The sequence below is a fragment of the Pseudomonas sp. P7548 genome (genome assembly GCF_013386585.1).
Lineage (GTDB): Bacteria > Pseudomonadota > Gammaproteobacteria > Pseudomonadales > Pseudomonadaceae > Aquipseudomonas.
In genome coordinates this window covers 257,105-277,146 of record NZ_JACARO010000038.1, presented here as the reverse complement: position 1 = coordinate 277,146, position 20,042 = coordinate 257,105, and the positions used below count along the sequence as shown (strand labels likewise).

Annotated in this window: 17 protein-coding genes; 12 read left to right on the top strand and 5 right to left on the bottom strand. The window is 59.6% G+C overall.

Annotated elements, in window-relative coordinates:
- Both HX803_RS17000 and HX803_RS16995 read left to right on the top strand, forming a co-directional pair.
- Positions 1 to 1,097, top strand: a 1,097-nt coding sequence (locus HX803_RS17000) for an efflux transporter outer membrane subunit (RefSeq protein WP_178921976.1), incomplete at its 5' end; no start/stop codon positions are given.
- A 534-nt stretch (positions 1,098 to 1,631) separates the two neighbouring features.
- On the top strand, positions 1,632 to 2,546 hold the full coding sequence (locus HX803_RS16995; protein WP_178921974.1) for a DUF808 domain-containing protein: 915 nt from the start codon (positions 1,632 to 1,634) through the stop codon (positions 2,544 to 2,546).
- A gap of 89 nt (positions 2,547 to 2,635) precedes the next feature.
- Here HX803_RS16995 and HX803_RS16990 read toward each other — a convergent pair whose 3' ends face one another.
- On the bottom strand, positions 2,636 to 3,424 hold the full coding sequence (locus tag HX803_RS16990) for a VacJ family lipoprotein (RefSeq protein ID WP_178921972.1): 789 nt from the start codon (positions 3,422 to 3,424) through the stop codon (positions 2,636 to 2,638).
- Positions 3,417 to 4,715: a serine/threonine protein kinase gene (locus HX803_RS16985; protein WP_178921970.1), complete on the bottom strand. Its 1,299-nt coding sequence runs from the start codon at positions 4,713 to 4,715 to the stop codon at positions 3,417 to 3,419. Before HX803_RS16985 ends, HX803_RS16990 begins: the two co-directional genes overlap by 8 nt.
- A 236-nt stretch (positions 4,716 to 4,951) precedes the next feature.
- On the opposite strand from HX803_RS16985, the gene HX803_RS16980 reads away from it, so the two are divergent.
- Positions 4,952 to 5,320: a hypothetical protein gene (locus HX803_RS16980; RefSeq protein WP_178921968.1), complete on the top strand. Its 369-nt coding sequence runs from the start codon at positions 4,952 to 4,954 to the stop codon at positions 5,318 to 5,320.
- Between the two features lie 111 nt (positions 5,321 to 5,431).
- Here the strand turns inward: HX803_RS16980 and HX803_RS16975 are convergent, their stop codons facing one another.
- A complete protein-coding gene (locus HX803_RS16975) occupies positions 5,432 to 6,985 on the bottom strand; it encodes a glycosyl hydrolase family 17 protein (RefSeq protein WP_178921966.1) in 1,554 nt (517 codons plus the stop codon).
- 333 nt (positions 6,986 to 7,318) lie between these two features.
- Here HX803_RS16975 and HX803_RS16970 point away from each other — a divergent pair, with 333 nt between their 5' ends.
- From HX803_RS16970 to HX803_RS16960, 3 genes are all read left to right on the top strand, one after another.
- On the top strand, positions 7,319 to 8,170 hold the full coding sequence (locus tag HX803_RS16970; protein WP_016972152.1) for a glycine betaine ABC transporter substrate-binding protein: 852 nt from the start codon (positions 7,319 to 7,321) through the stop codon (positions 8,168 to 8,170).
- Between the two features lie 282 nt (positions 8,171 to 8,452).
- The gene (locus tag HX803_RS16965; protein ID WP_176996499.1) at positions 8,453 to 8,764 is read left to right on the top strand and encodes a DUF485 domain-containing protein; all 312 of its coding nucleotides are present in this window, start codon (positions 8,453 to 8,455) and stop codon (positions 8,762 to 8,764) included.
- Positions 8,761 to 10,419 carry a cation acetate symporter gene (locus HX803_RS16960; RefSeq protein ID WP_176996498.1) on the top strand — a complete coding sequence of 553 codons (1,659 nt, stop codon included), beginning with the start codon at positions 8,761 to 8,763 and terminating at the stop codon, positions 10,417 to 10,419. Before HX803_RS16965 ends, HX803_RS16960 begins: the two co-directional genes overlap by 4 nt.
- Before the next feature lie 12 nt (positions 10,420 to 10,431).
- Here HX803_RS16960 and HX803_RS16955 read toward each other — a convergent pair whose 3' ends face one another.
- Entirely contained in the window at positions 10,432 to 10,713 is a 282-nt protein-coding gene (locus tag HX803_RS16955; RefSeq protein WP_178921964.1) for a hypothetical protein, read from the bottom strand.
- A gap of 12 nt (positions 10,714 to 10,725) precedes the next feature.
- The gene (gene gltA, locus HX803_RS16950) at positions 10,726 to 12,015 is read right to left on the bottom strand and encodes a citrate synthase (protein ID WP_176996496.1); all 1,290 of its coding nucleotides are present in this window, start codon (positions 12,013 to 12,015) and stop codon (positions 10,726 to 10,728) included.
- 364 nt (positions 12,016 to 12,379) lie between these two features.
- Between gltA and sdhC the strand changes: the two genes are divergently transcribed.
- The 6 genes from sdhC (at position 12,380) to odhB (ending at position 19,969) form a co-directional block, all read left to right on the top strand.
- Positions 12,380 to 12,754 (top strand): succinate dehydrogenase, cytochrome b556 subunit, encoded by a 375-nt coding sequence (gene sdhC, locus HX803_RS16945; protein ID WP_016979564.1) that lies wholly within the window; start codon positions 12,380 to 12,382, stop codon positions 12,752 to 12,754.
- Positions 12,748 to 13,116 (top strand): succinate dehydrogenase, hydrophobic membrane anchor protein, encoded by a 369-nt coding sequence (sdhD, locus tag HX803_RS16940; protein ID WP_016974690.1) that lies wholly within the window; start codon positions 12,748 to 12,750, stop codon positions 13,114 to 13,116. The genes sdhC and sdhD overlap by 7 nt, the downstream gene beginning before the upstream one ends.
- A gap of 3 nt (positions 13,117 to 13,119) precedes the next feature.
- Complete coding sequence (sdhA, locus tag HX803_RS16935; protein WP_176996495.1) at positions 13,120 to 14,892, top strand: succinate dehydrogenase flavoprotein subunit; 1,773 nt, start codon at positions 13,120 to 13,122, stop codon at positions 14,890 to 14,892.
- Between the two features lie 11 nt (positions 14,893 to 14,903).
- Positions 14,904 to 15,608, top strand: a complete 705-nt coding sequence (locus tag HX803_RS16930) for a succinate dehydrogenase iron-sulfur subunit (protein WP_003172807.1) — start codon at positions 14,904 to 14,906, stop codon at positions 15,606 to 15,608.
- Between the two features lie 261 nt (positions 15,609 to 15,869).
- Positions 15,870 to 18,701: a 2-oxoglutarate dehydrogenase E1 component gene (locus tag HX803_RS16925; protein ID WP_178921962.1), complete on the top strand. Its 2,832-nt coding sequence runs from the start codon at positions 15,870 to 15,872 to the stop codon at positions 18,699 to 18,701.
- Positions 18,702 to 18,745: 44 nt separating this feature from the next.
- Positions 18,746 to 19,969, top strand: coding sequence for a 2-oxoglutarate dehydrogenase complex dihydrolipoyllysine-residue succinyltransferase (gene odhB / locus HX803_RS16920; protein WP_017255679.1), 1,224 nt, complete (start codon positions 18,746 to 18,748; stop codon positions 19,967 to 19,969).
- The last annotated feature ends 73 nt before the right edge of the window (positions 19,970 to 20,042 follow it).

Sequence of the window (20,042 nt, the reverse complement as noted above, 5' to 3'; positions counted from 1 at the left end):
GTGTGGGGCTGTCGGGGTCGCGGGGGGAGGGCGGTGACGGCACCACCTCCACCGCCACGACGTCCACTGGGGTGAAAAACAGCGTGAGTGCCACCCTCACCGCCAGTTGGGAGCCGGACCTGTGGGGCCAGGTGCGTCGGGGGATCGAGTCGAGCCAGGCCAGCGCCCAGCAATCCGATGCATTGCTGGCCGGGGTGCGGTTGTCCATCAGTTCCAGCGTGGCGAGCAACTACCTGGCGTTGCGGCAGATGGACATCGATGTGCGCCTGCTGCAGCAACAACAAACCATCAATCAGCAATTGCTGGACATGATCCAGGCCCAGTTCACCCAGGGCGTGGCGACCAACGACCAGTTGCTGGTGGCCCAGGACCAACTGACCACCTCGATTGCCGACCTGCAAACCTCGTTGCGCGACCGTGAGCAGTATGAGCATGCCCTGGCGGTGCTGGTGGGCATGGCACCCAGTGAGTTCAGCGTGGCACCGCGTACTGACTTCAGCTTCGTGGTGCCCCGGCCGCCGTGGACCTTGCCGTCGACTTTGCTGCAACGCCGGCCCGATGTGGTGGCGGCCGAGCGTTCGGCGGCGGCGGCCAACGCCAAGATTGGTGTGGCCGAGGCGGCGTTTTTCCCAACCCTGGACCTGACCGCTTCGTTGGGTTATCGCGGTAGCGCGTTGGGCGGCCTGTTTTCGCTGCCTAACCGTATCTGGACGTTGGGGCCGGCGTTGGCGGAGACGATCTTTGATGGCGGCGCCCGAGAAGCGGCGGTCAAGCAGGCTGAGGCGAGTTATGACCAGATTGCAGCCAACTACCGTGGCACGGTGCTCAGTGCGTTGCAGAACGTCGAGGACAACTTGTCGGCGATCAATCATCTGCAGGCGCAGGCGGATGCGTTCCAGCAGGTGTTTGCGCGTAATCAGCAACTGTTTGGCAGCCAGGAGGCGCAATTGCGTGCGGGCACGGTGAGCCGTGAGGCGGTGTTGACCCAGCAATTGGTGTTGCTGCAGGCCGAGCAGAATCTGCGGGATACGCAGGGGCAGTTGAGCCAGGGGAGTGTGGCGTTGATCCAGAGTTTGGGGGGCGGTTGGCAGCCCTGATGGCTCACTATGTTGCTGATGGACCCACACTCAAATGTGGGAGCTGGCTTGCCAGCGATAGCGGTCTATTGATTGTTCACTGACTTACTGACGCCACTCGATCCAACTGTGGGAGCGGGCTTGCTCGCGAAGGCTATGTGGCAGGCTCTAGGGATCTTTGGTCGGAGTACATATCCATTGCTGCGGTAACGGCGGCTTAGGGTTCCGCTCTTACAGCGGCTCACTTTTGGAGAGACCCAAAAGTAAGCAAAAGGTCTTCGCCCCAACACTCGGCACCTCGCTTAGGCTCGGTGTGCCCGTAATTCGACAGTGATTTGGGGGGCGCCGCCACGCGCCATCCATGGCGCGGGGTGGCTAAACCGGCATCCCTGCCGGTTTACCCCCCAAATCCCTGCCAAATTCCGGCCAGCGTGTTTGACGGGGCGCCTAAGATCAAAATCAAAAGCAAGAGCACAGCGGCCTGACCGGATATCTATGTTCCGTCACCGTGCTCGCGGTATATTCGCGGCACTTTAAACGCAGGAAGCCCGAATCATGGCAGGAAGCAGCTTGTTGGTATTGATCGATGACATCGCCGCCGTGCTCGACGATGTGGCGTTGATGACCAAAATGGCGGCCAAGAAAACCGCTGGGGTGTTGGGCGATGACTTGGCGCTCAATGCCCAGCAGGTCTCAGGCGTACGCGCCGAGCGGGAGATTCCCGTGGTGTGGGCGGTGGCCAAGGGGTCGTTTGTCAACAAGCTGATCCTGGTGCCGGCCGCCTTGTTGATCAGTGCGTTTGCACCCTGGGCGGTCACGCCGTTGTTGATGCTGGGCGGGGCGTACCTGTGTTTTGAAGGCTTTGAGAAGCTCGCGCATAAATTTCTGCACAGCCAGAGCGAAGACAAGGCTGACCATGCCCAGTTGGTCGACGCCGTGGCCGATCCGGCGACCGATCTGGTGGCGTTTGAAAAGGACAAGATCAAAGGCGCGATTCGCACGGACTTCATTCTCTCTGCCGAAATCATTGCCATCACCCTGGGCACGGTGGCGGACGCGCCGTTGATGCAGCAGGTGGTTGTGCTGTCGGGCATCGCCATTGTCATGACCATCGGCGTCTATGGGCTGGTGGCCGGCATCGTCAAGTTGGACGACCTGGGCCTGTGGCTTACGCAGAAGCCTGGCGAGATGGCGCGCCGTATCGGCGGCGCAATCTTGCGCGCGGCCCCGTACATGATGAAGAGCCTGTCGGTGATTGGTACGGCGGCGATGTTCCTGGTGGGCGGTGGCATCCTTACCCATGGTGTGCCGGTGGTGCATCACTGGATCGAGACGGTCAGCCAGGGCGCGGGTGGGGTGGCCTGGTTGATGCCGACGCTGCTCAATGGCGTGGCGGGAGTGATTGCAGGGGCGGCGGTATTGGTCGTCGTTCAAGTAATTGGCAAGGTATGGCAAGCCGCGAAGGGCTGATGTTGATCGTTGCCACGCCACGCGCGGGAACGATCCACGCCGCAATAAAAAAGGCCATTCAATCGAATGGCCTTTTTTGTGGGCGTTGTTTACTCGGCAATCTGCAACTTGCGCGACTCGGTATAGATGTACCGCACTTTTTCATACTCAAACGGCGAGTTCATCTGCCCATAGCGGAAGCTGGTCTGGTAGCGCTTGTCCACGGCGCGCAGGGCCCAGATTTCTGGATGGTTTTCGCTGACCTTGGACACGTTGAGGAAGTTGATCTCGGTTTCTGCGCCGTAGTCGACGACCAGGCCGGTGGTGTCGCGCAGGTTCGACGGGCCGAAGATCGGCAGCACCAGGTAGGCGCCGCCGGGGACGCCGTAGAAGCCCAGGGTCTGGCCGAAGTCTTCGCTCTGGCGCGGCAGGCCCATGGCGGTGGCAGGGTCCCACAGGCCGGCGATGCCGATGGTGGTGTTGAGCAGCAGGCGCCCGGTGGTTTCCAGGGAGCGGTGGCCCTTGAGCTGCAGCAGGCTGTTCAACAGGTTGGGCACGTCGCCCAAGTTATTGAAGAAGTTGCTCACGCCCGTGCGCAGGAAGCTCGGCGTGACGTAGCGGTAACCGTCCACCACCGGCAGGAAGACCCATTGGTCGAAGCGGTAATTGAAGTGGTACACGCGGCGGTTCCACGACTCCAGCGGGTCGTAGACGTTAAGCGCAGTCAGCGAGGAACGTTCGAACTCACGTTGGTCCAGGCCCGGGTTGAACTTGAGCTTGGACAGCGGCTCCTTGAAGCCATCGGCGTCGACCTTGACCGGTTCATGGGCCTTGCTGTTGTCGGCATTGGCCACGCCTGCGCACATCAGGGCGGCGAGCAGCAGAAGATATTTAGCCACGGAAGAACTCCAGCATGGCGTCGGCGTTGACGCGGTAATTGAGGTTGCCGCAGTGGCCGCCCAGCGGGTAGACGGTCAAGCGATCGCCGAAGGTTTTACGCAGGAAGCCGAGGTCGCCAGGGCCCAGGATCACGTCGTCGGCGTTGTGCATGACGGCGATTTTCGGGCTGTTGTGCAGGTAGTCCTTGAGGGCGTACAGGCTGACCTGATCGACCAGTTGCAACAGGCTGCCGCCATCGGAGCGGGCGCGCCACATCGGGATCACTTGCTCGGTGAGGTAGCAGTCGAAGTCACATTGCAGCGCACGCTTGAGGAATGGCGTGAGGCTGGTGCCTTCGGTGATCGGGTATTTGGGCGGGATGATCAGGCCGCGACGGTTGATCAGGTCCGAAGTAAAGGCGATGTCGGCCGCCGAGAAGCGGAACGAGGTACCGATCAGCATGGCCATCTGTTCGTTGGTCAGGTGCTGCTTGGATTGCTGGAAGTCGTAGAGCAGGGCGTCGTTGAGGTCGATGTAGCCCTTCTGCTGGAAGTAGCGGGTCAGCTTGTTCAGCACCAGCTCATAAAAGGTGGTGGTGTTGTTGATGCCCTTGACCTCGGTCTGCACCAGCTTGTCGAGGTTGGTGATCGAGGTGTAGAGGTTGACCGGCGGGTTCAGCAGCAGCACTTTCTTGAAGTTGAAACTGCGGCGGGTTTCGTCCAGCTTGCTGACAAACGCCGCATCCAGGCCGCCCAGGCTGTAGCCGGTGAGGTAGAAGTCGGTGATCGGCAGCGAGGCGTTCTGTGCACGCACGGCTTGCATCACGCGGTACATGTCTTCGGCGTCTTCCTGGGTGATACCCGGGGTGGCGAAGCGCGAGGCGGCGCTGATGAAGTCAAAGCTGGTGGGCGACGAGAGCTGCACCACGTGGTAGCCGGCCTGGTAATACAGCTTTTTCAGGTATTCGTTGATGCTGCTGTCAAAGCGCGCACCGGTGCCGGCGATCAGGAAGATCAGCGGCGCGGCGTGATCCTGCTTGGCGATGCGGTAGGTGAGTTTTTTCACCGCCCAGAAGTTGTCCGGCAGGCTGAACTCGCGCTCGGGGCGCATCGTCAGGCTGTAGTCGGACTGGTTGATCTCGTCGTCACTCGGCAGCTTGGGCCGCAAGTCCGGCGGGGTGGTGGCGATGGTCGCTTCGAACGGGTTGGTCAAAGGGAAGCCATAGGTGGCTTGGTCGACGTCGACCGCCAGTGCTGACGCACTCAGAAAAAGGCTGCCCAGCAGGGCAGCACAGCGCAAGGAACGGAGCATGACTTAATCCCTAAGAGGAAACGTGCTGAAAGATGTTCGCAGGCTATGACCACCGCGCTGTCGCCGAAGTGCCAGCACTCGGCACGAAAAGTCGGAAAAAACGTCGGATTCAGGGTAATAGTAGCCAGACGATACACTTTGCCACGCGTTGGTGAACACTAATTGTGTGTATGCGCCTTGCCAACGGCCACCGGGGCATTAAGCTGAGCGCCGTTTTTGCCTATCGGAGTGCCCCAATGTCCCGTCGTTTACCCTGGATCCTGCTGCTGATTGCCCTGCCTTTATGGCTGGCCGCCAGTTATGGCGCACGTTATGGCTTCATGGAGGACGGTCAATGGGTCGGCATCTGCGCCGATGAGGCCAGCCGCTGGGAATGCCAACTGCGCTCGAACCTGGGCCTGATGATCCACTTCAAGGTGATGGGCTGGGCGGCGCTGGTCACGGCGGTGCTGGCGTTCTTCGTGCCGGGCCGTGCGGGCTGGGGGCTGGCGGTGCTGGGGATGCTGTTCGGCCTGCCGGCGCTGGCGTTGTACAACACCACGTTTGCGGTGTTTGCGGTGGTGATTGCGGGGTTGCGGTTGGTCAGGAAGCCACGGGCAGCCTGATTATCCCTATGTGGCGAGGGAGCTTGCTCCCGCTGGGCTGCGCAGCGGCCCCAAAATCTTGGGAGCGCTTCGCACTCCAGCGGGAGCAAGCTCCCTCGCCACAGGTTAGGTTTAAGCCTTGCGCACTCGCAAGCAACGCCACAACGCTGCAACCATCAACACGCTGACCACCGCCCACCCCCACGCCTGCTGGTTCAACAGGCCTTCTCGGTACAACTGCGGCGCAATGCCGGCACCGATGATAAAGGCCAGCAGCGCAATTTCCCGACGCGGCCCGGTTACCGGACGCACCAGGTACACCAGCGCCGGTAATACCAAGGCCGCACTCGGAAAGCTGCGGTAGCGCAGGTCGAACACCAACGCCAGCATCATCACCGCACCGGCAAACCCGGCGATCGCCACCAGCCAACCGGCGCGCTGTTCCAGCCAGTTGAATGCGCGTCCACGCCAACCTTCCCGGGCACTCAGGGACAAGGCAGCGTGAGCGAGTACCAGCAGGTTCAACAGCACCAGCAAGCCTGCCCACACCCATTCGTCATTGAAGCGTGCAGTCACACGGGTCAGTTCCGCCCAGGTGCCGATGGAGCAGGCCGCAACGGCGCCGAGCAGCGGCAGCAGGAATGCCGAGCGCTTGCTGCGCACGCAACCGCCGAGCGCCAGCGTGCCGAGCAGGATGAGCCCGCCCACCCCGAGCCACAGCGGCCAGTACGGCACATTGCTCACCGGGCCGGCGAGGATGCCTTTGTCCTGGCGATCAGCATCGAACAGGCCCCAGTAACCACCGACGGCACCTTCGCTGGCGCGCTTCCAGGGTTGGTCGAAGGCTTCGATCAGGTTGTAGTGCCAGCCGTTGGCTTCGGCCATGGCCACGAAACCGCGCATGAACTTGGCCTCGTTGACGCGGCTCGGCACGGCGGTTTCACGCTGGCGGCCTTCGCTGGGCCAGCCGGTTTCGCCGATCAGCACGTCCTTGGGTGCGAACTTGTTGCCGAAGGTTTGGCGCACATCGCCCACATGCTTGAGGGCCTGGTCGATGCCCGACGGGTCATCCTCCCAGTACGGCAGCAGGTGGATGGTGAGGAAGTCTACGGCCGGAGCGATTTCCGGGTGTTGCAGCCAGAACTCCCACACGTCGGCGTAGGTCACCGGTTGCTGGATGTGGCTTTTGACTTTATGGATCAGGGTCACCAGCTGCTTGGCGGTGACTTCCTTGCGCAGCAACGCTTCGTTGCCGACGATCACGGCGGTCACCACATCTGGGTTGGCGTTGGCAGAGGTGATCAGTTCGTCGATTTCTTTCTCGGTGGCTACCGGGTCGCTGCTCACCCAGGCGCCGGCCATCAGTTTCAATCCATGCTTGCGTGCCATTTCGGGCAGGGCTTCCAGGCCGGTCATGGAATAGGTGCGAATGCATTCGAAGCGGGTGGCCAGCAAGGCCAGGTCGGCGTCCATGCGCTCGGAGCGCAGCTTGAATGGCTGGTCGAATGGCGATTGGTCTTTGTCGAAGGGCGTGTAGGACGCGCATTGCATCTTGTGGCTGGCGCTGGCGACGTCCGGCAGCACCACGGGCCGGCCGAGGCCGTACCAGTAACCGACGAGGGCCAGCAGGCCGAGGGCAAAGGCGAGGAAATAGGGCAGGGCGGGGAAGCGGGCAGTCGCGGGCATGGTCGGCTTATCTGGAAGAGCAAAGGCGCGCATCTTACCCGGATTTGCCCCGTCCCAGTGGGGCAGCATAATTTTGACATGCAAAGTTCGGGCGGGATTTTGACGCCATATCCTACAAAACGTCCTGCTGGCGTTGTGATGTCGTTTCTTGCTTACCTGAGGTCGCAGGCAGAGCAGGTTCCAAGCCCCGTCAGGTTGATGATCAAAGGGTCAGCACTCCACTGATGTGGCAGCAGCCGGATCGATGCGCGTGAAGGGGGCGCGGTGCACCACATAACAACTAGGTTGACGTCGCTCGGCATCCGTCGGGCGCAGCACTTTCGGGGAAGTACTATGAAGATGCGACGACTCTTGGGCGCAGCTGCCACTCTGGTAGTTGCGATGAGCTCCACACTGGCCAGCGCCGACAGCAAAACCCTGAGCATCGGCTATGTGGATGGCTGGTCCGACAGCGTGGCCACCACCCACGTGGCGGCGGAAGTGATCAAGGAAAAGCTCGGTTATGACGTGAAGCTGCAGGCAGTCGCCACCGGGATCATGTGGCAAGGCGTGGCCACCGGCAAACTCGATGCCATGCTCTCCGCCTGGCTGCCAGTGACCCACGGTGAGTACTGGGCCAAGAACAAGGACAAGGTGGTCGACTACGGCCCCAACTTCAAGGATGCGAAAATCGGCCTGATCGTGCCGGAGTACGTCAAGGCCAAGTCCATTGAAGACCTCAAGACCGACACCACCTTCAAGAACAAGATTGTCGGCATCGACGCCGGTTCAGGCGTGATGCTCAAGACCGACGAAGCCATCAAGCAGTACGGCCTCGACTATAAACTGCAAGCCAGTTCGGGCGCGGCGATGATCGCCGAACTGACCCGTGCCGAAGACAAGCAGGAATCCATCGCGGTCACCGGTTGGGTGCCACACTGGATGTTCGCCAAGTGGAAACTGCGTTTCCTCGACGACCCGAAAGGCGTTTACGGTGCAGCGGAAACCGTCAACAGCATCGGCAGCAAGGGCCTGGAGAAGAAAGCGCCGGAAGTCGCAGCCTTCCTGAAAAAATTCCAGTGGGCCTCCAAGGATGAAATCGGCGAAGTCATGCTGGCGATCCAGGAAGGCGCCAAGCCTGATGCCGCAGCCAAGGATTGGGTGGCCAAGCACCCTGAGCGTGTAGCGGAGTGGACCGGTAAGTAACCGTTAATCTGTAGAAATTACGCCGCAAACCTAATGTGGGAGCGGGCTTGCCCGCGAATGCAGTGTGTCAGTCGATGCATAAGTCGACTGAACCACTGCATTTGCGGGCAAGCCCGCTCCCACATTTTTGTCTGTATTCCGGCTGTTGTTTATTTGTTGGCCGCAAAACTTGCGAAGTGGCGATCTCCATCTACTACTAAGGTCGTCTGGAACCTCTACGGCAGCCGCATACAGTGGATACGTTCCAAAATAATAAAAAGCTGTGCTGCGAGGATAAAAACAATGAACGACAGCATTTACCTCTCGATTCAAAACAGCCCGCGTTTCAAGGAGCTGGTGAGAAAAAGGGAACGATTCGCCTGGATACTCTCGGCAATCATGCTAGGGCTTTACTCCGCTTTCATCCTGTTGATCGCCTACGGGCCACAAATACTGGGGGCCAAGCTCAGCCCTGGTTCCTCGATTACCTGGGGCATTCCCCTGGGCGTCGGACTGATTGTGTCCGCCTTCATCCTGACCGGCATCTATGTGCGCCGGGCCAACGGCGAATTTGACGACCTGAACAATGCGATTCTCAAGGAGGCTGCGCAATGATCCGGCGTCTATTGGCTGTATTCGGCGCTTCGCTGTTTGCTCCGGCCGTTTGGGCGGCGGACGCATTGACCGGTGAAGTGCACAAGCAACCGCTGAACGTCTCCGCCATCGTGATGTTCATCGCGTTTGTCGGTGCCACTCTGTGCATCACCTACTGGGCGTCCAAGCGCAACAAGTCGGCGGCCGACTATTACGCGGCCGGCGGCAAGATCACCGGTTTCCAGAATGGCCTGGCGATTGCCGGTGACTACATGTCGGCGGCGTCCTTCCTGGGGATTTCCGCGCTGGTATATACCTCCGGTTATGACGGCCTGATCTACTCGATCGGCTTCCTGGTGGGTTGGCCGATCATCCTGTTCCTGATCGCCGAGCGCCTGCGTAACCTGGGCAAGTACACCTTTGCCGACGTGGCGTCCTACCGCCTCGGGCAAACCCAGATCCGCAGCCTCTCGGCCTGTGGTTCGCTGGTGGTGGTGGCGTTCTACCTGATCGCGCAGATGGTGGGGGCGGGCAAGCTGATCCAGCTGCTGTTCGGCCTGGACTACCATGTGGCGGTGATCCTGGTGGGCATCCTGATGGTGCTCTATGTGTTGTTCGGCGGCATGCTGGCAACCACCTGGGTACAGATCATCAAGGCGGTGCTGCTGTTGTCCGGCGCGTCGTTCATGGCGTTGATGGTGATGAAGCACGTCAACTTCGATTTCAACGTCCTGTTCTCCGAGGCGATCAAGGTTCACCCTAAAGGTGAAGCGATCATGAGCCCTGGCGGCCTGGTAAAAGACCCGATCTCGGCGTTCTCCCTCGGGCTTGCGCTGATGTTCGGTACCGCTGGCCTGCCGCACATCCTGATGCGCTTCTTCACCGTCAGCGACGCTAAAGAAGCCCGCAAGAGCGTGTTCTATGCCACTGGCTTCATTGGTTACTTCTACATCCTGACCTTCATCATCGGCTTCGGCGCGATCCTGCTGGTCAGCACCAACCCGGCGTTCAAGGACGCGGCAGGCGCGTTGCTGGGCGGTAACAACATGGCGGCGGTGCACCTGGCCAACGCGGTGGGTGGCAGCATTTTCCTGGGCTTCATCTCGGCCGTGGCCTTCGCCACTATCCTCGCAGTGGTTGCCGGCTTGACCCTGGCCGGTGCGTCGGCGGTGTCCCATGACCTGTATGCCAGCGTGATCAAGAAAGGCAAGGCCAACGACAAGGATGAGATTCGCGTCTCGAAGATCACCACCATCGCCCTGGGCGTGCTGGCTATCGGCCTGGGCATCCTGTTCGAAAGCCAGAACATCGCGTTCATGGTCGGCCTGGCGTTCTCCATTGCGGCCAGCTGTAACTTCCCGGTGTTGCTGCTTTCCATGTACTGGAAAAACCTCACCACCCGTGGCGCCATGATCGGCGGCTGGTTGGGCCTGATCAGTGCGGTTGGCCTGATGATCCTGGGCCCGACCATCTGGGTCTCGATCCTGCACCATGAAAAAGCCATCTTCCCTTATGAGTACCCGGCACTGTTCTCGATGATCATTGCGTTCATCGGCATCTGGTTCTTCTCCATCACCGACAAATCGGCGGCGGCAGACAAGGAACGTGCGCTCTACTTCCCGCAGTTTGTGCGTTCGCAGACTGGCCTGGGGGCGAGCGGGGCGGTTAACCACTAATCGCGCTGGCTGTTACAAAAAAATGCCCCGGTCGCGAGATCGGGGCATTTTTTTGCTTTTATTGGTAACAGATACGACAAAACTGTTTCTCAGATCCTGCACCAATAAAAGGTGTAGGTGGGCGGTGCGCAAGCCGTTGTAGGGGCCCGGCTTGCCGGCGATGGCGTCCTTGAGCCTGGCGCTGACCTTGCGGGCCTCATCGCCGGCAAGCCGGCCACCTACAGAGGGGGTGGTGTTGTTGGGAGGGCGGAAACGAATAAGGCCTCCAGAGGAGGCCTTATTCAGTGCAATCAAGCCGTTAGCGGCTTACTTGCGATCTTCCAGCTGGGTGATGTCACGCGACTCGTAGCCGGTGTACAGCTGGCGCGGGCGGCCAATCTTGTACGGGCTGGAGAGCATTTCTTTCCAGTGGGAGATCCAGCCTACGGTCCGCGCCAGGGCGAAGATCACGGTAAACATGCTGGTTGGAATGCCGATCGCCTTGAGAATGATCCCCGAGTAGAAGTCGACGTTCGGGTACAGCGAGCGTTCGATGAAGTACGGGTCGGTCAGGGCGATCTCTTCCAGGCGCATGGCCAGTTCGAGTTGCGGATCGTTCTTGATGCCCAGTTCCTTCAACACTTCGTCGCAGGTCTGCTTCATCACGGTGGCGCGCGGGTCGCGGTTCTTGTAGACCCGGTGACCGAAGCCCATCAACTTGAACGGATCGTTCTTGTCCTTGGCCTTGGCGATGAACTTGTCGATGTTGGACACATCGCCGATTTCATCGAGCATGGTCAAGACGGCTTCGTTCGCACCGCCGTGGGCAGGGCCCCACAGTGCGGCGATACCGGCGGCGATACAGGCGAACGGGTTGGCACCCGAAGAGCCGGCCAGGCGCACGGTGGAGGTCGATGCGTTCTGCTCGTGGTCGGCGTGGAGGATGAAGATCCGGTCCATGGCCTTGGCGAGTGTCGGGCTGATCGGTTTGATCTCGCACGGGGTGTTGAACATCATGTGCAGGAAGTTTTCCGCGTACGACAGGTCGTTGCGCGGGTACATCATGGGTTGGCCCATGGAGTACTTGTACACCATCGCGGCCAGGGTCGGCATCTTGGCAACCAGGCGGATCGCGGAGATTTCGCGATGCTGCGGGTTATTGATGTCGAGGGAGTCGTGATAGAAGGCCGACAGGGCGCCGACCACGCCGCACATGACCGCCATCGGGTGGGCGTCGCGACGGAAGCCGTTGAAGAAGGTCTTCAACTGCTCGTGAACCATGGTGTGGTTCTTCACATTACTGACAAACTTGGCTTTCTGCTCAGCGGTTGGCAATTCGCCATTTAGCAGCAGGTAGCAGGTTTCCAGGTAGTCCGACTTCTCGGCCAACTGCTCGATCGGGTAGCCCCGGTGCAGCAGGATGCCATTGTCGCCATCGATATAGGTGATCTTCGACTCGCAAGAGGCGGTCGACATGAAGCCTGGGTCGAAAGTGAAACGGCCCGTGGCCGTCAGGCCCCGTACATCGATAACATCGGGACCAACGGTGCCGGTTAAAATGGGCAGCTCGACGGGGGCTGCGCCCTCGATGATCAACTGCGCTTTTTTGTCAGCCATGTGGCCTCCTATTTATGCTTCAAATCATCAGACAGACCCCCCACGCAGGGCCCGCACCACTATATTGATATAAATCCAGATGTCAATTTGCCTAAAGTCTTGCAGCAGAAGGCTTTAACCGTACTTTTTCCTCGAAATTGACTGCCATTTACGCCTTTTATACCGCCAGCGCAATCAGCTATTAGGGTGAGGACAGCGCGTTGTCATTAGTAACCTAACTGTCTATACTCGGCCACCGACCGCCAAGGGCTTTTGGGCTTGCTTTCATTGGGGGTCGCACTCCCTGGGTGGTGCTTACCTGACCAGTGCACTCCCCAACAACTTTGCCCTGATTGTTAGGGGCTCTTCAGTGTGAAAAAAAGCCGTGAATAGCCAACGACCTGTAAACCTAGACCTAAGGACCATCAAACTCCCCATCACCGGCGTTACGTCGTTCCTGCACCGTGTTTCCGGCATCATCCTGTTCCTGGGCTTGGGCATCATGCTTTACGCATTGAGCAAATCCCTGGGTTCCGAGGAAGGTTACGCCGAGGTGAAGGCATGCTTGACCAGCCCGCTGGCCAAGTTCGTAGCATGGGGCCTCCTGTCCGCTCTGCTGTATCACCTGGTTGCCGGTGTGCGCCACTTGATCATGGATGCGGGTATCGGTGAGACGCTGGAAGGCGGCCGCCTGGGCTCGAAAATCATCATCGCCATTTCCGTGGTGCTGATCGTTCTGGCAGGAGTTTGGATATGGTAACCAGCGTTACGAACCTTTCGCGTTCGGGCCTCTATGACTGGATGGCACAGCGTGTGTCTGCGGTCGTTCTCGCGGCTTATTTCATTTTCCTGATCGGATACCTCGTCGCAAATCCAGGCATCAGCTATGAGCAATGGCATGGCCTGTTTTCCCACAATGCGATGCGAATCTTCAGTCTGCTGGCCCTTGTAGCCCTGGGCGCTCACGCCTGGGTCGGCATGTGGACCATCGCGACCGACTACCTGACGCCAATGGCGCTGGGCAAGTCCGCGACCGCAGTACGTTTCCTCTTCCAGGCAGTCTGCGGCGTTGCAATGTTCGCTTACTTCGTCTGGGGTGTGCAGATTCTTTGGGGTATCTGATTCATGGCTAACATTCCAACTATTTCCTTCGACGCCATCATCATTGGTGGCGGCGGTGCTGGCATGCGCGCAGCGCTGCAGCTGGCTCAGGGTGGTCACAAGACTGCCGTGATCACCAAGGTGTTCCCAACGCGTTCCCACACCGTATCGGCCCAGGGTGGCATCACCTGCGCCATCGCGTCCGCCGACCCGAACGATGACTGGCGCTGGCACATGTACGATACCGTCAAGGGTTCCGACTACATCGGTGACCAGGACGCTATCGAATACATGTGTCAGGAAGGCCCTGCTGCGGTGTTCGAGCTGGACCACATGGGTCTGCCGTTCTCCCGTACCGAGCAAGGTCGTATCTACCAGCGTCCATTCGGCGGCCAGTCGAAGGATTATGGTAAAGGCGGCCAGGCTGCCCGTACCTGCGCTGCGTCCGACCGTACCGGTCACGCACTGCTGCACACCCTTTATCAAGGCAACCTGAAAGCCGGTACCACGTTCCTGAACGAGTACTACGCGGTAGACCTGGTGAAGAACGCCGACGGTGCATTTGTTGGCGTGATCGCCATCTGCATCGAAACCGGTGAGACCACCTACATCCGCGCCAACGCTACCGTTCTGGCGACGGGCGGTGCTGGTCGTATCTACGCCTCGACCACCAATGCCCTGATCAACACCGGCGACGGCGTCGGCATGGCACTGCGTGCTGGCGTACCGGTACAAGACATCGAAATGTGGCAGTTCCACCCGACCGGCATCGCCGGCGCCGGTGTACTGGTGACAGAAGGCTGCCGTGGTGAAGGTGGTTACCTGATCAACAAGCACGGTGAGCGTTTCATGGAGCGTTACGCTCCGAACGCGAAAGACCTGGCGGGTCGTGACGTTGTAGCCCGTTCGATGGTTAAAGAGATCATCGCCGGCAACGGCTGTGGCCCGAACGGCGACCACGTACTGCTCAAGCTCGATCACCTGGGCGAAGAAGTACTGCACAGCCGCCTGCCAGGCATCTGCGAACTGTCCAAGACGTTCGCGCACGTTGACCCGGTCGTTGCTCCGGTTCCGGTTGTTCCGACTTGCCACTATATGATGGGCGGCGTTGCCACCAACATTCACGGCCAGGCGATCACCCAGGACAGCGAAGGTAAAGACGCCATCATCCCTGGCCTGTTCGCAGTGGGTGAAGTGGCTTGCGTATCGGTTCACGGTGCCAACCGTCTGGGCGGCAACTCGTTGCTCGACCTGGTGGTATTCGGCCGTGCTGCCGGCCTGCACCTGGAAAAGGCGCTGACCGACGGTATCCATTACGACGACGCTACCGAAGCCAACATCAACGCGGCCATGGCGCGTCTGAACGCGCTGAACGAGCGCACCGATGGCGAAGACGTAGCCACCCTGCGTCGCGAGCTGCAAAGCTGCATGCAGAACTACTTCGGTGTATTCCGTACCGGCGAATACATGCAGAAGGGTATTGCCCAGCTGGCGGATCTGCGCAAGCGCATCGCCAACGTCAAGATCAACGATAAGAGCCAGGCGTTCAACACCGCTCGTATCGAAGCCCTTGAGCTGCAAAACCTGCTGGAAGTGGCCGAAGCGACTGCAATCGCGGCCGAGGTTCGTAAAGAATCCCGTGGTGCCCACGCCCGTGAAGACTTTGAAGATCGCGACGACGAAAACTGGTTGTGCCACACCCTGTACTTCCCGGGTGACAAGCGCGTAACCAAGCGTGCCGTGAACTTCTCGCCGAAGACGGTTCCGACGTTTGAACCGAAGATTCGGACTTACTAAGGGTGGCTGCCATGTTGAAAGTCAGTGTTTATCGCTACAACCCTGATCAGGACGCCGCGCCGTTCATGCAGGAATTCCAGGTCGATACCGGTGGTAAAGACCTGATGGTGCTGGATGTACTGGCACTGATCAAAGAGCAGGACGAAGGTTTCTCCTATCGTCGCTCTTGCCGTGAAGGTGTATGCGGTTCCGACGGCATGAACATCAACGGCAAAAACGGCCTGGCGTGCATCACGCCGCTGTCGGCCGTGGTCAAAGGCAACAAGCTGATCGTTCGTCCTCTGCCAGGTTTGCCGGTTATCCGTGACCTGGTCGTCGATATGAGCATCTTCTACAAGCAATACGAGAAAGTTAAGCCGTTCCTGCAGAACGACACGCCGGCTCCGGCCATCGAGCGTCTGCAGTCCCCTGAAGAGCGTGAAAAGCTCGACGGTCTGTACGAGTGCATCCTGTGCGCTTGCTGCTCGACCTCGTGCCCGTCCTTCTGGTGGAACCCGGACAAGTTCCTGGGTCCAGCTGCGCTGCTGCAAGCCTATCGCTTCCTGGCAGACAGCCGTGACACCAAGACGTCCGAGCGTCTGGCTTCACTGGATGACCCGTTCAGCGTATTCCGCTGCCGCGGGATCATGAACTGCGTCAACGTATGTCCCAAAGGCCTGAACCCGACTAAGGCCATTGGTCACATCCGTAACATGCTGCTGCAAAGCGGCGTGTAACTGACGTTGTAGCAAAGCAGGACCGTTGTGCCCGTAAATGCTACGGCGCAGGCTTCAACCGGCGCCGTAGTTTTAACTTGAGCAGCGACTTACAAAGCCGCGGCTCTTATTTTGAAGAAATGAGACAAGCAGGGGCATTCGGGTTGGTACCCGAACTATCAGCGTGATCCTAAGTGGCTTGTTTTGGTCGCTGCACTTGGCCTTTTGCAAGCAAACTCGGTGTTTTCGCCGGTGGTGTCCCCAAATCGAGGGTGACCAAGCATGCAAGAAAGCGTGATGCAGCGCATGTGGAACAGCGGCTATCTTTCAGGTGGTAACGCTGCCTATGTGGAAGAGCTTTATGAGCTCTACCTGCACGACCCTAACGCTGTGCCAGAAGAATGGCGCACCAAATTTCAGACGTTGTCTTCAGACGGCAACGCTGCCACCGATGTATCGCATGCAACAATTCGCGATCAGTTTGTGCTGCTGGCAAAGAACCAGCGCCGCGCCCAGCCGGTTTCCGCCGCAAGCGTGAGCAGCGAGCACGAGAAGAAGCAAGTTGAAGTACTGCGACTGATCCAGGCCTACCGGATGCGTGGCCACCAGGCGGCCCAGCTTGACCCGCTGGGGCTCTGGAAGCGTCCTGCACCTGCAGACCTGTCGATCAATCATTACGGCTTGACCAATGCCGATCTTGATACGACCTTCCGTGCCGGCGACCTGTTCATCGGCAAAGAGGAAGCGAGCCTACGCGAAATTCACGAAGCGTTGCAGCAGACATATTGCCGCACCATCGGCGCTGAATTTACGCACATCACCGATTCCGAGCAGCGCCACTGGTTCCAGCATCGCCTGGAAGGCGTGCGTGGCCGTCCGGTTCTGTCCGCCGACGTTCGCAGCCACCTGCTTGAGCGCGTGACCGCAGCTGAAGGCCTGGAAAAATACCTGGGTACCAAATACCCGGGCACCAAGCGTTTCGGTCTGGAAGGCGGCGAAAGCCTGATCCCGATGCTCGACGAGCTGATCCAGCGTTCCGGTTCCTACGGCACCAAGGAAATCGTGATCGGCATGGCCCACCGTGGTCGCCTGAACGTGTTGGTCAACACCTTCGGCAAGAACCCGCGTGAGCTGTTCGACGAGTTCGAAGGCAAGAAGAAGGTCGAGCTGGGTTCCGGTGACGTTAAATACCACCAGGGCTTCTCGTCCAACGTGATGACCACCGGCGGTGAAGTTCACCTGGCCATGGCCTTCAACCCATCCCACCTGGAAATCGTTTCCCCGGTGGTCGAGGGTTCGGTCCGTGCGCGTCAGGATCGTCGCAACGACGCCACCGGTGAGAAGGTTCTGCCGATTTCCATCCACGGTGACGCGGCATTCGCCGGTCAGGGCGTGGTCCTGGAAACGTTCCAGATGTCGCAGACCCGCGGCTTCAAGACCGGCGGTACCGTTCACATCGTCATCAACAACCAGGTGGGCTTCACCATCAGCAACCCGCTGGACGCACGCTCTACCGAGTACGCGACCGACGTTGCCAAGATGATCCAGGCGCCGATCCTCCATGTGAATGGTGATGATCCGGAAGCCGTGTTGTTCGTGACCCAGCTGGCTGTCGACTACCGCATGCAGTTCAAGCGTGACGTGGTCATCGACCTGGTTTGCTACCGCCGTCGCGGTCACAACGAAGCGGATGAGCCTAGCGGCACCCAACCGTTGATGTACCAGCAGATCACCAAGCAGCGCACCACCCGTGAGCTGTACGCCGAAAGCCTGACCAAGGCCGGTGTGGTTGACGATGCGCGTGTTCAGGCGAAAGTCGATGAATACCGCAACGCGCTGGACAACGGCCTGCACGTTGTGAAAAGCCTGGTCAAAGAGCCGAACAAAGAGCTGTTCGTGGACTGGCGCCCGTACCTGGGCCACGGCTGGACTGCCCGTCACGACACGTCGTTCGATCTGAAAACCCTGCAGGAACTGTCTGCCAAGCTGCTGGAAATCCCGGAAGGCTTCGTCGTACAGCGCCAGGTTGCGAAGATCTACGAAGACCGTCAGAAGATGCAAGCCGGCGGCCTGCCGATCAACTGGGGTTACGCCGAAACCATGGCGTACGCGACCCTGGCGTTCGAAGGTCACCCGATCCGCATGACCGGCCAGGACATCGGCCGTGGTACGTTCTCGCACCGTCACGCGGTTCTGCACAACCAGAAAGACGCGACCACCTACGTACCGCTGCAGCACCTGTACGAAGGCCAGCCACGTTTCGACCTGTACGATTCGTTCCTGTCCGAAGAAGCCGTACTGGCGTTCGAATACGGTTACTCGACCACCACGCCAAACGCGCTGGTGATCTGGGAAGCCCAGTTCGGCGATTTCGCCAACGGTGCCCAAGTGGTGATCGACCAGTTCATCACCAGCGGCGAGCACAAGTGGGGCCGCCTGTGCGGTCTGACCATGTTGCTGCCACACGGTTATGAAGGTCAGGGTCCTGAGCACTCCTCGGCCCGTCTGGAGCGTTACCTGCAGCTGTGCGCCGAGCACAACATCCAGGTGTGCGTACCGACGACCCCGGCCCAGATCTACCACTTGCTGCGTCGCCAGGTGATCCGCCCGCTGCGCAAGCCGCTGGTAGTGCTGACCCCGAAATCGCTGCTGCGTCACAAATTGGCCATCTCGACCCTGGAAGATCTGGCGGATGGTTCGTTCCAGACCGTGATCCCGGAAATCGACACGCTGGACGCGGCCAAAGTGACTCGCCTGATCCTGTGCAGTGGCAAGGTCTACTACGACTTGCTGGAAAAACGCCGTGCCGAAGGCCGCGAAGACATCGCCATCGTGCGTATCGAGCAGCTTTACCCGTTCCCGGAAGACGACCTGATGGAGGCCATTGCGCCTTACACCAACCTCACTAACGTGGTGTGGTGCCAGGAAGAGCCGATGAACCAGGGCGCGTGGTACAGCAGCCAGCATCACCTGCGTCGCAGCATGGGTAACCACAACAAGGCGCTGAACCTGGAGTACGCCGGTCGCGATGCTTCTGCTGCACCTGCATGTGGTTATGCGTCGATGCACGCCGAGCAGCAGGAAAAACTGCTGCAAGATGCTTTCACTGTTTAACGCCTTCGCGCTGACTGAAACCGAATTTTAAGGACCCACAGATAATGGCTATCGAAATCAAAGCCCCGTCATTCCCGGAATCGGTTGCCGATGGCACCGTTGCCACCTGGCACAAGAAACCAGGCGACGCTGTAAAGCGTGACGACCTGATCGTCGACATCGAGACCGACAAAGTCGTTCTGGAAGTGTTGGCTGAAGCTGACGGCGTACTGGGCGCAATCGTTGCCGAAGAAGGCGCTACCGTTCTGTCGAACCAGGTTCTGGGTTCGATCGAGGAGGGCAGCGCTGCTGCCGCTGCTCCTGCCGCTGCTGCACCGGCCGCCGCGGCTGCTCCAGCTGCCGCTCCGGCTGCTGGCGCTGAAGACCCGATCGCTGCACCGGCTGCCCGTCAGTTGGCTGAAGAGAACGGCATCAACCTGGCTTCCGTAAAAGGCACCGGCAAAGACGGTCGCATCACCAAGGAAGACGTGGTTGCTGCTGTTGAAGCCAAGAAGAACGCTCCAGCTGCTGCACCTGCCAAGGCTGCTGCCCCGGCTGCCGCTGCGCCTGTGTTCGCTGCTGGCGACCGCACCGAGAAGCGCGTTCCGATGACCCGTGTACGTGCCACCGTGGCCAAGCGCCTGGTTGAAGCACAATCGAACATGGCGATGCTGACCACCTTCAACGAAGTCGACATGACCGAAGTCATGGCGTTGCGTTCGAAGTACAAGGATCTCTTTGAGAAGAGCCATAACGGCGTGCGTTTGGGCTTCATGTCGTTCTTCGTGAAGGCGGCCACCGAAGCGCTGAAACGCTTCCCGGCAGTCAACGCTTCGATCGACGGCAACGACATCGTTTACCACGGCTATGCAGACATCGGCGTTGCCGTTTCCAGCGACCGCGGCCTGGTGGTTCCGGTTCTGCGTAACGCCGAACTGATGAGCCTGGCTGAAATCGAAGGCGGCATCGCCACCTTCGGCAAGAAAGCCCGTGACGGCAAGCTGACCATCGACGAGATGACCGGCGGTACCTTCACCATCACCAACGGTGGTACCTTCGGTTCGATGATGTCGACGCCGATCGTCAACCCACCACAAGCTGCGATCCTGGGCATGCACAACATCATCCAGCGTCCTATGGCCATCAACGGCCAGGTCGTGATCCGTCCGATGATGTACCTGGCGCTGTCCTACGATCACCGCCTGATCGATGGTAAAGAAGCCGTGACTTTCCTGGTGACCATCAAGAACCTGCTGGAAGACCCGGCTCGTCTGCTGCTGGATATCTGATAGAAGCAGCTGCAGGCCCTGGGGCAAACTGCCAGTCAAGGCAGCTTGACCCTGGGCTTGCGGCTTGAAAGCT

Coding starts and splice junctions, on each gene's coding strand:
- gltA (WP_176996496.1), bottom strand. CDS start 12,015: ATGGCTGACAAAAAAGCGCAGTTGATCATCGAGGGCGCAGCCCCCGTC.
- HX803_RS16965 (WP_176996499.1), top strand. CDS start 8,453: ATGAACGACAGCATTTACCTCTCGATTCAAAACAGCCCGCGTTTCAAG.
- HX803_RS16975 (WP_178921966.1), bottom strand. CDS start 6,985: ATGCCCGCGACTGCCCGCTTCCCCGCCCTGCCCTATTTCCTCGCCTTT.
- HX803_RS16995 (WP_178921974.1), top strand. CDS start 1,632: ATGGCAGGAAGCAGCTTGTTGGTATTGATCGATGACATCGCCGCCGTG.
- odhB (WP_017255679.1), top strand. CDS start 18,746: ATGGCTATCGAAATCAAAGCCCCGTCATTCCCGGAATCGGTTGCCGAT.
- HX803_RS16980 (WP_178921968.1), top strand. CDS start 4,952: ATGTCCCGTCGTTTACCCTGGATCCTGCTGCTGATTGCCCTGCCTTTA.
- HX803_RS16925 (WP_178921962.1), top strand. CDS start 15,870: ATGCAAGAAAGCGTGATGCAGCGCATGTGGAACAGCGGCTATCTTTCA.
- sdhA (WP_176996495.1), top strand. CDS start 13,120: ATGGCTAACATTCCAACTATTTCCTTCGACGCCATCATCATTGGTGGC.
- HX803_RS16970 (WP_016972152.1), top strand. CDS start 7,319: ATGAAGATGCGACGACTCTTGGGCGCAGCTGCCACTCTGGTAGTTGCG.
- HX803_RS16930 (WP_003172807.1), top strand. CDS start 14,904: ATGTTGAAAGTCAGTGTTTATCGCTACAACCCTGATCAGGACGCCGCG.
- sdhD (WP_016974690.1), top strand. CDS start 12,748: ATGGTAACCAGCGTTACGAACCTTTCGCGTTCGGGCCTCTATGACTGG.
- HX803_RS16985 (WP_178921970.1), bottom strand. CDS start 4,715: ATGCTCCGTTCCTTGCGCTGTGCTGCCCTGCTGGGCAGCCTTTTTCTG.
- HX803_RS16960 (WP_176996498.1), top strand. CDS start 8,761: ATGATCCGGCGTCTATTGGCTGTATTCGGCGCTTCGCTGTTTGCTCCG.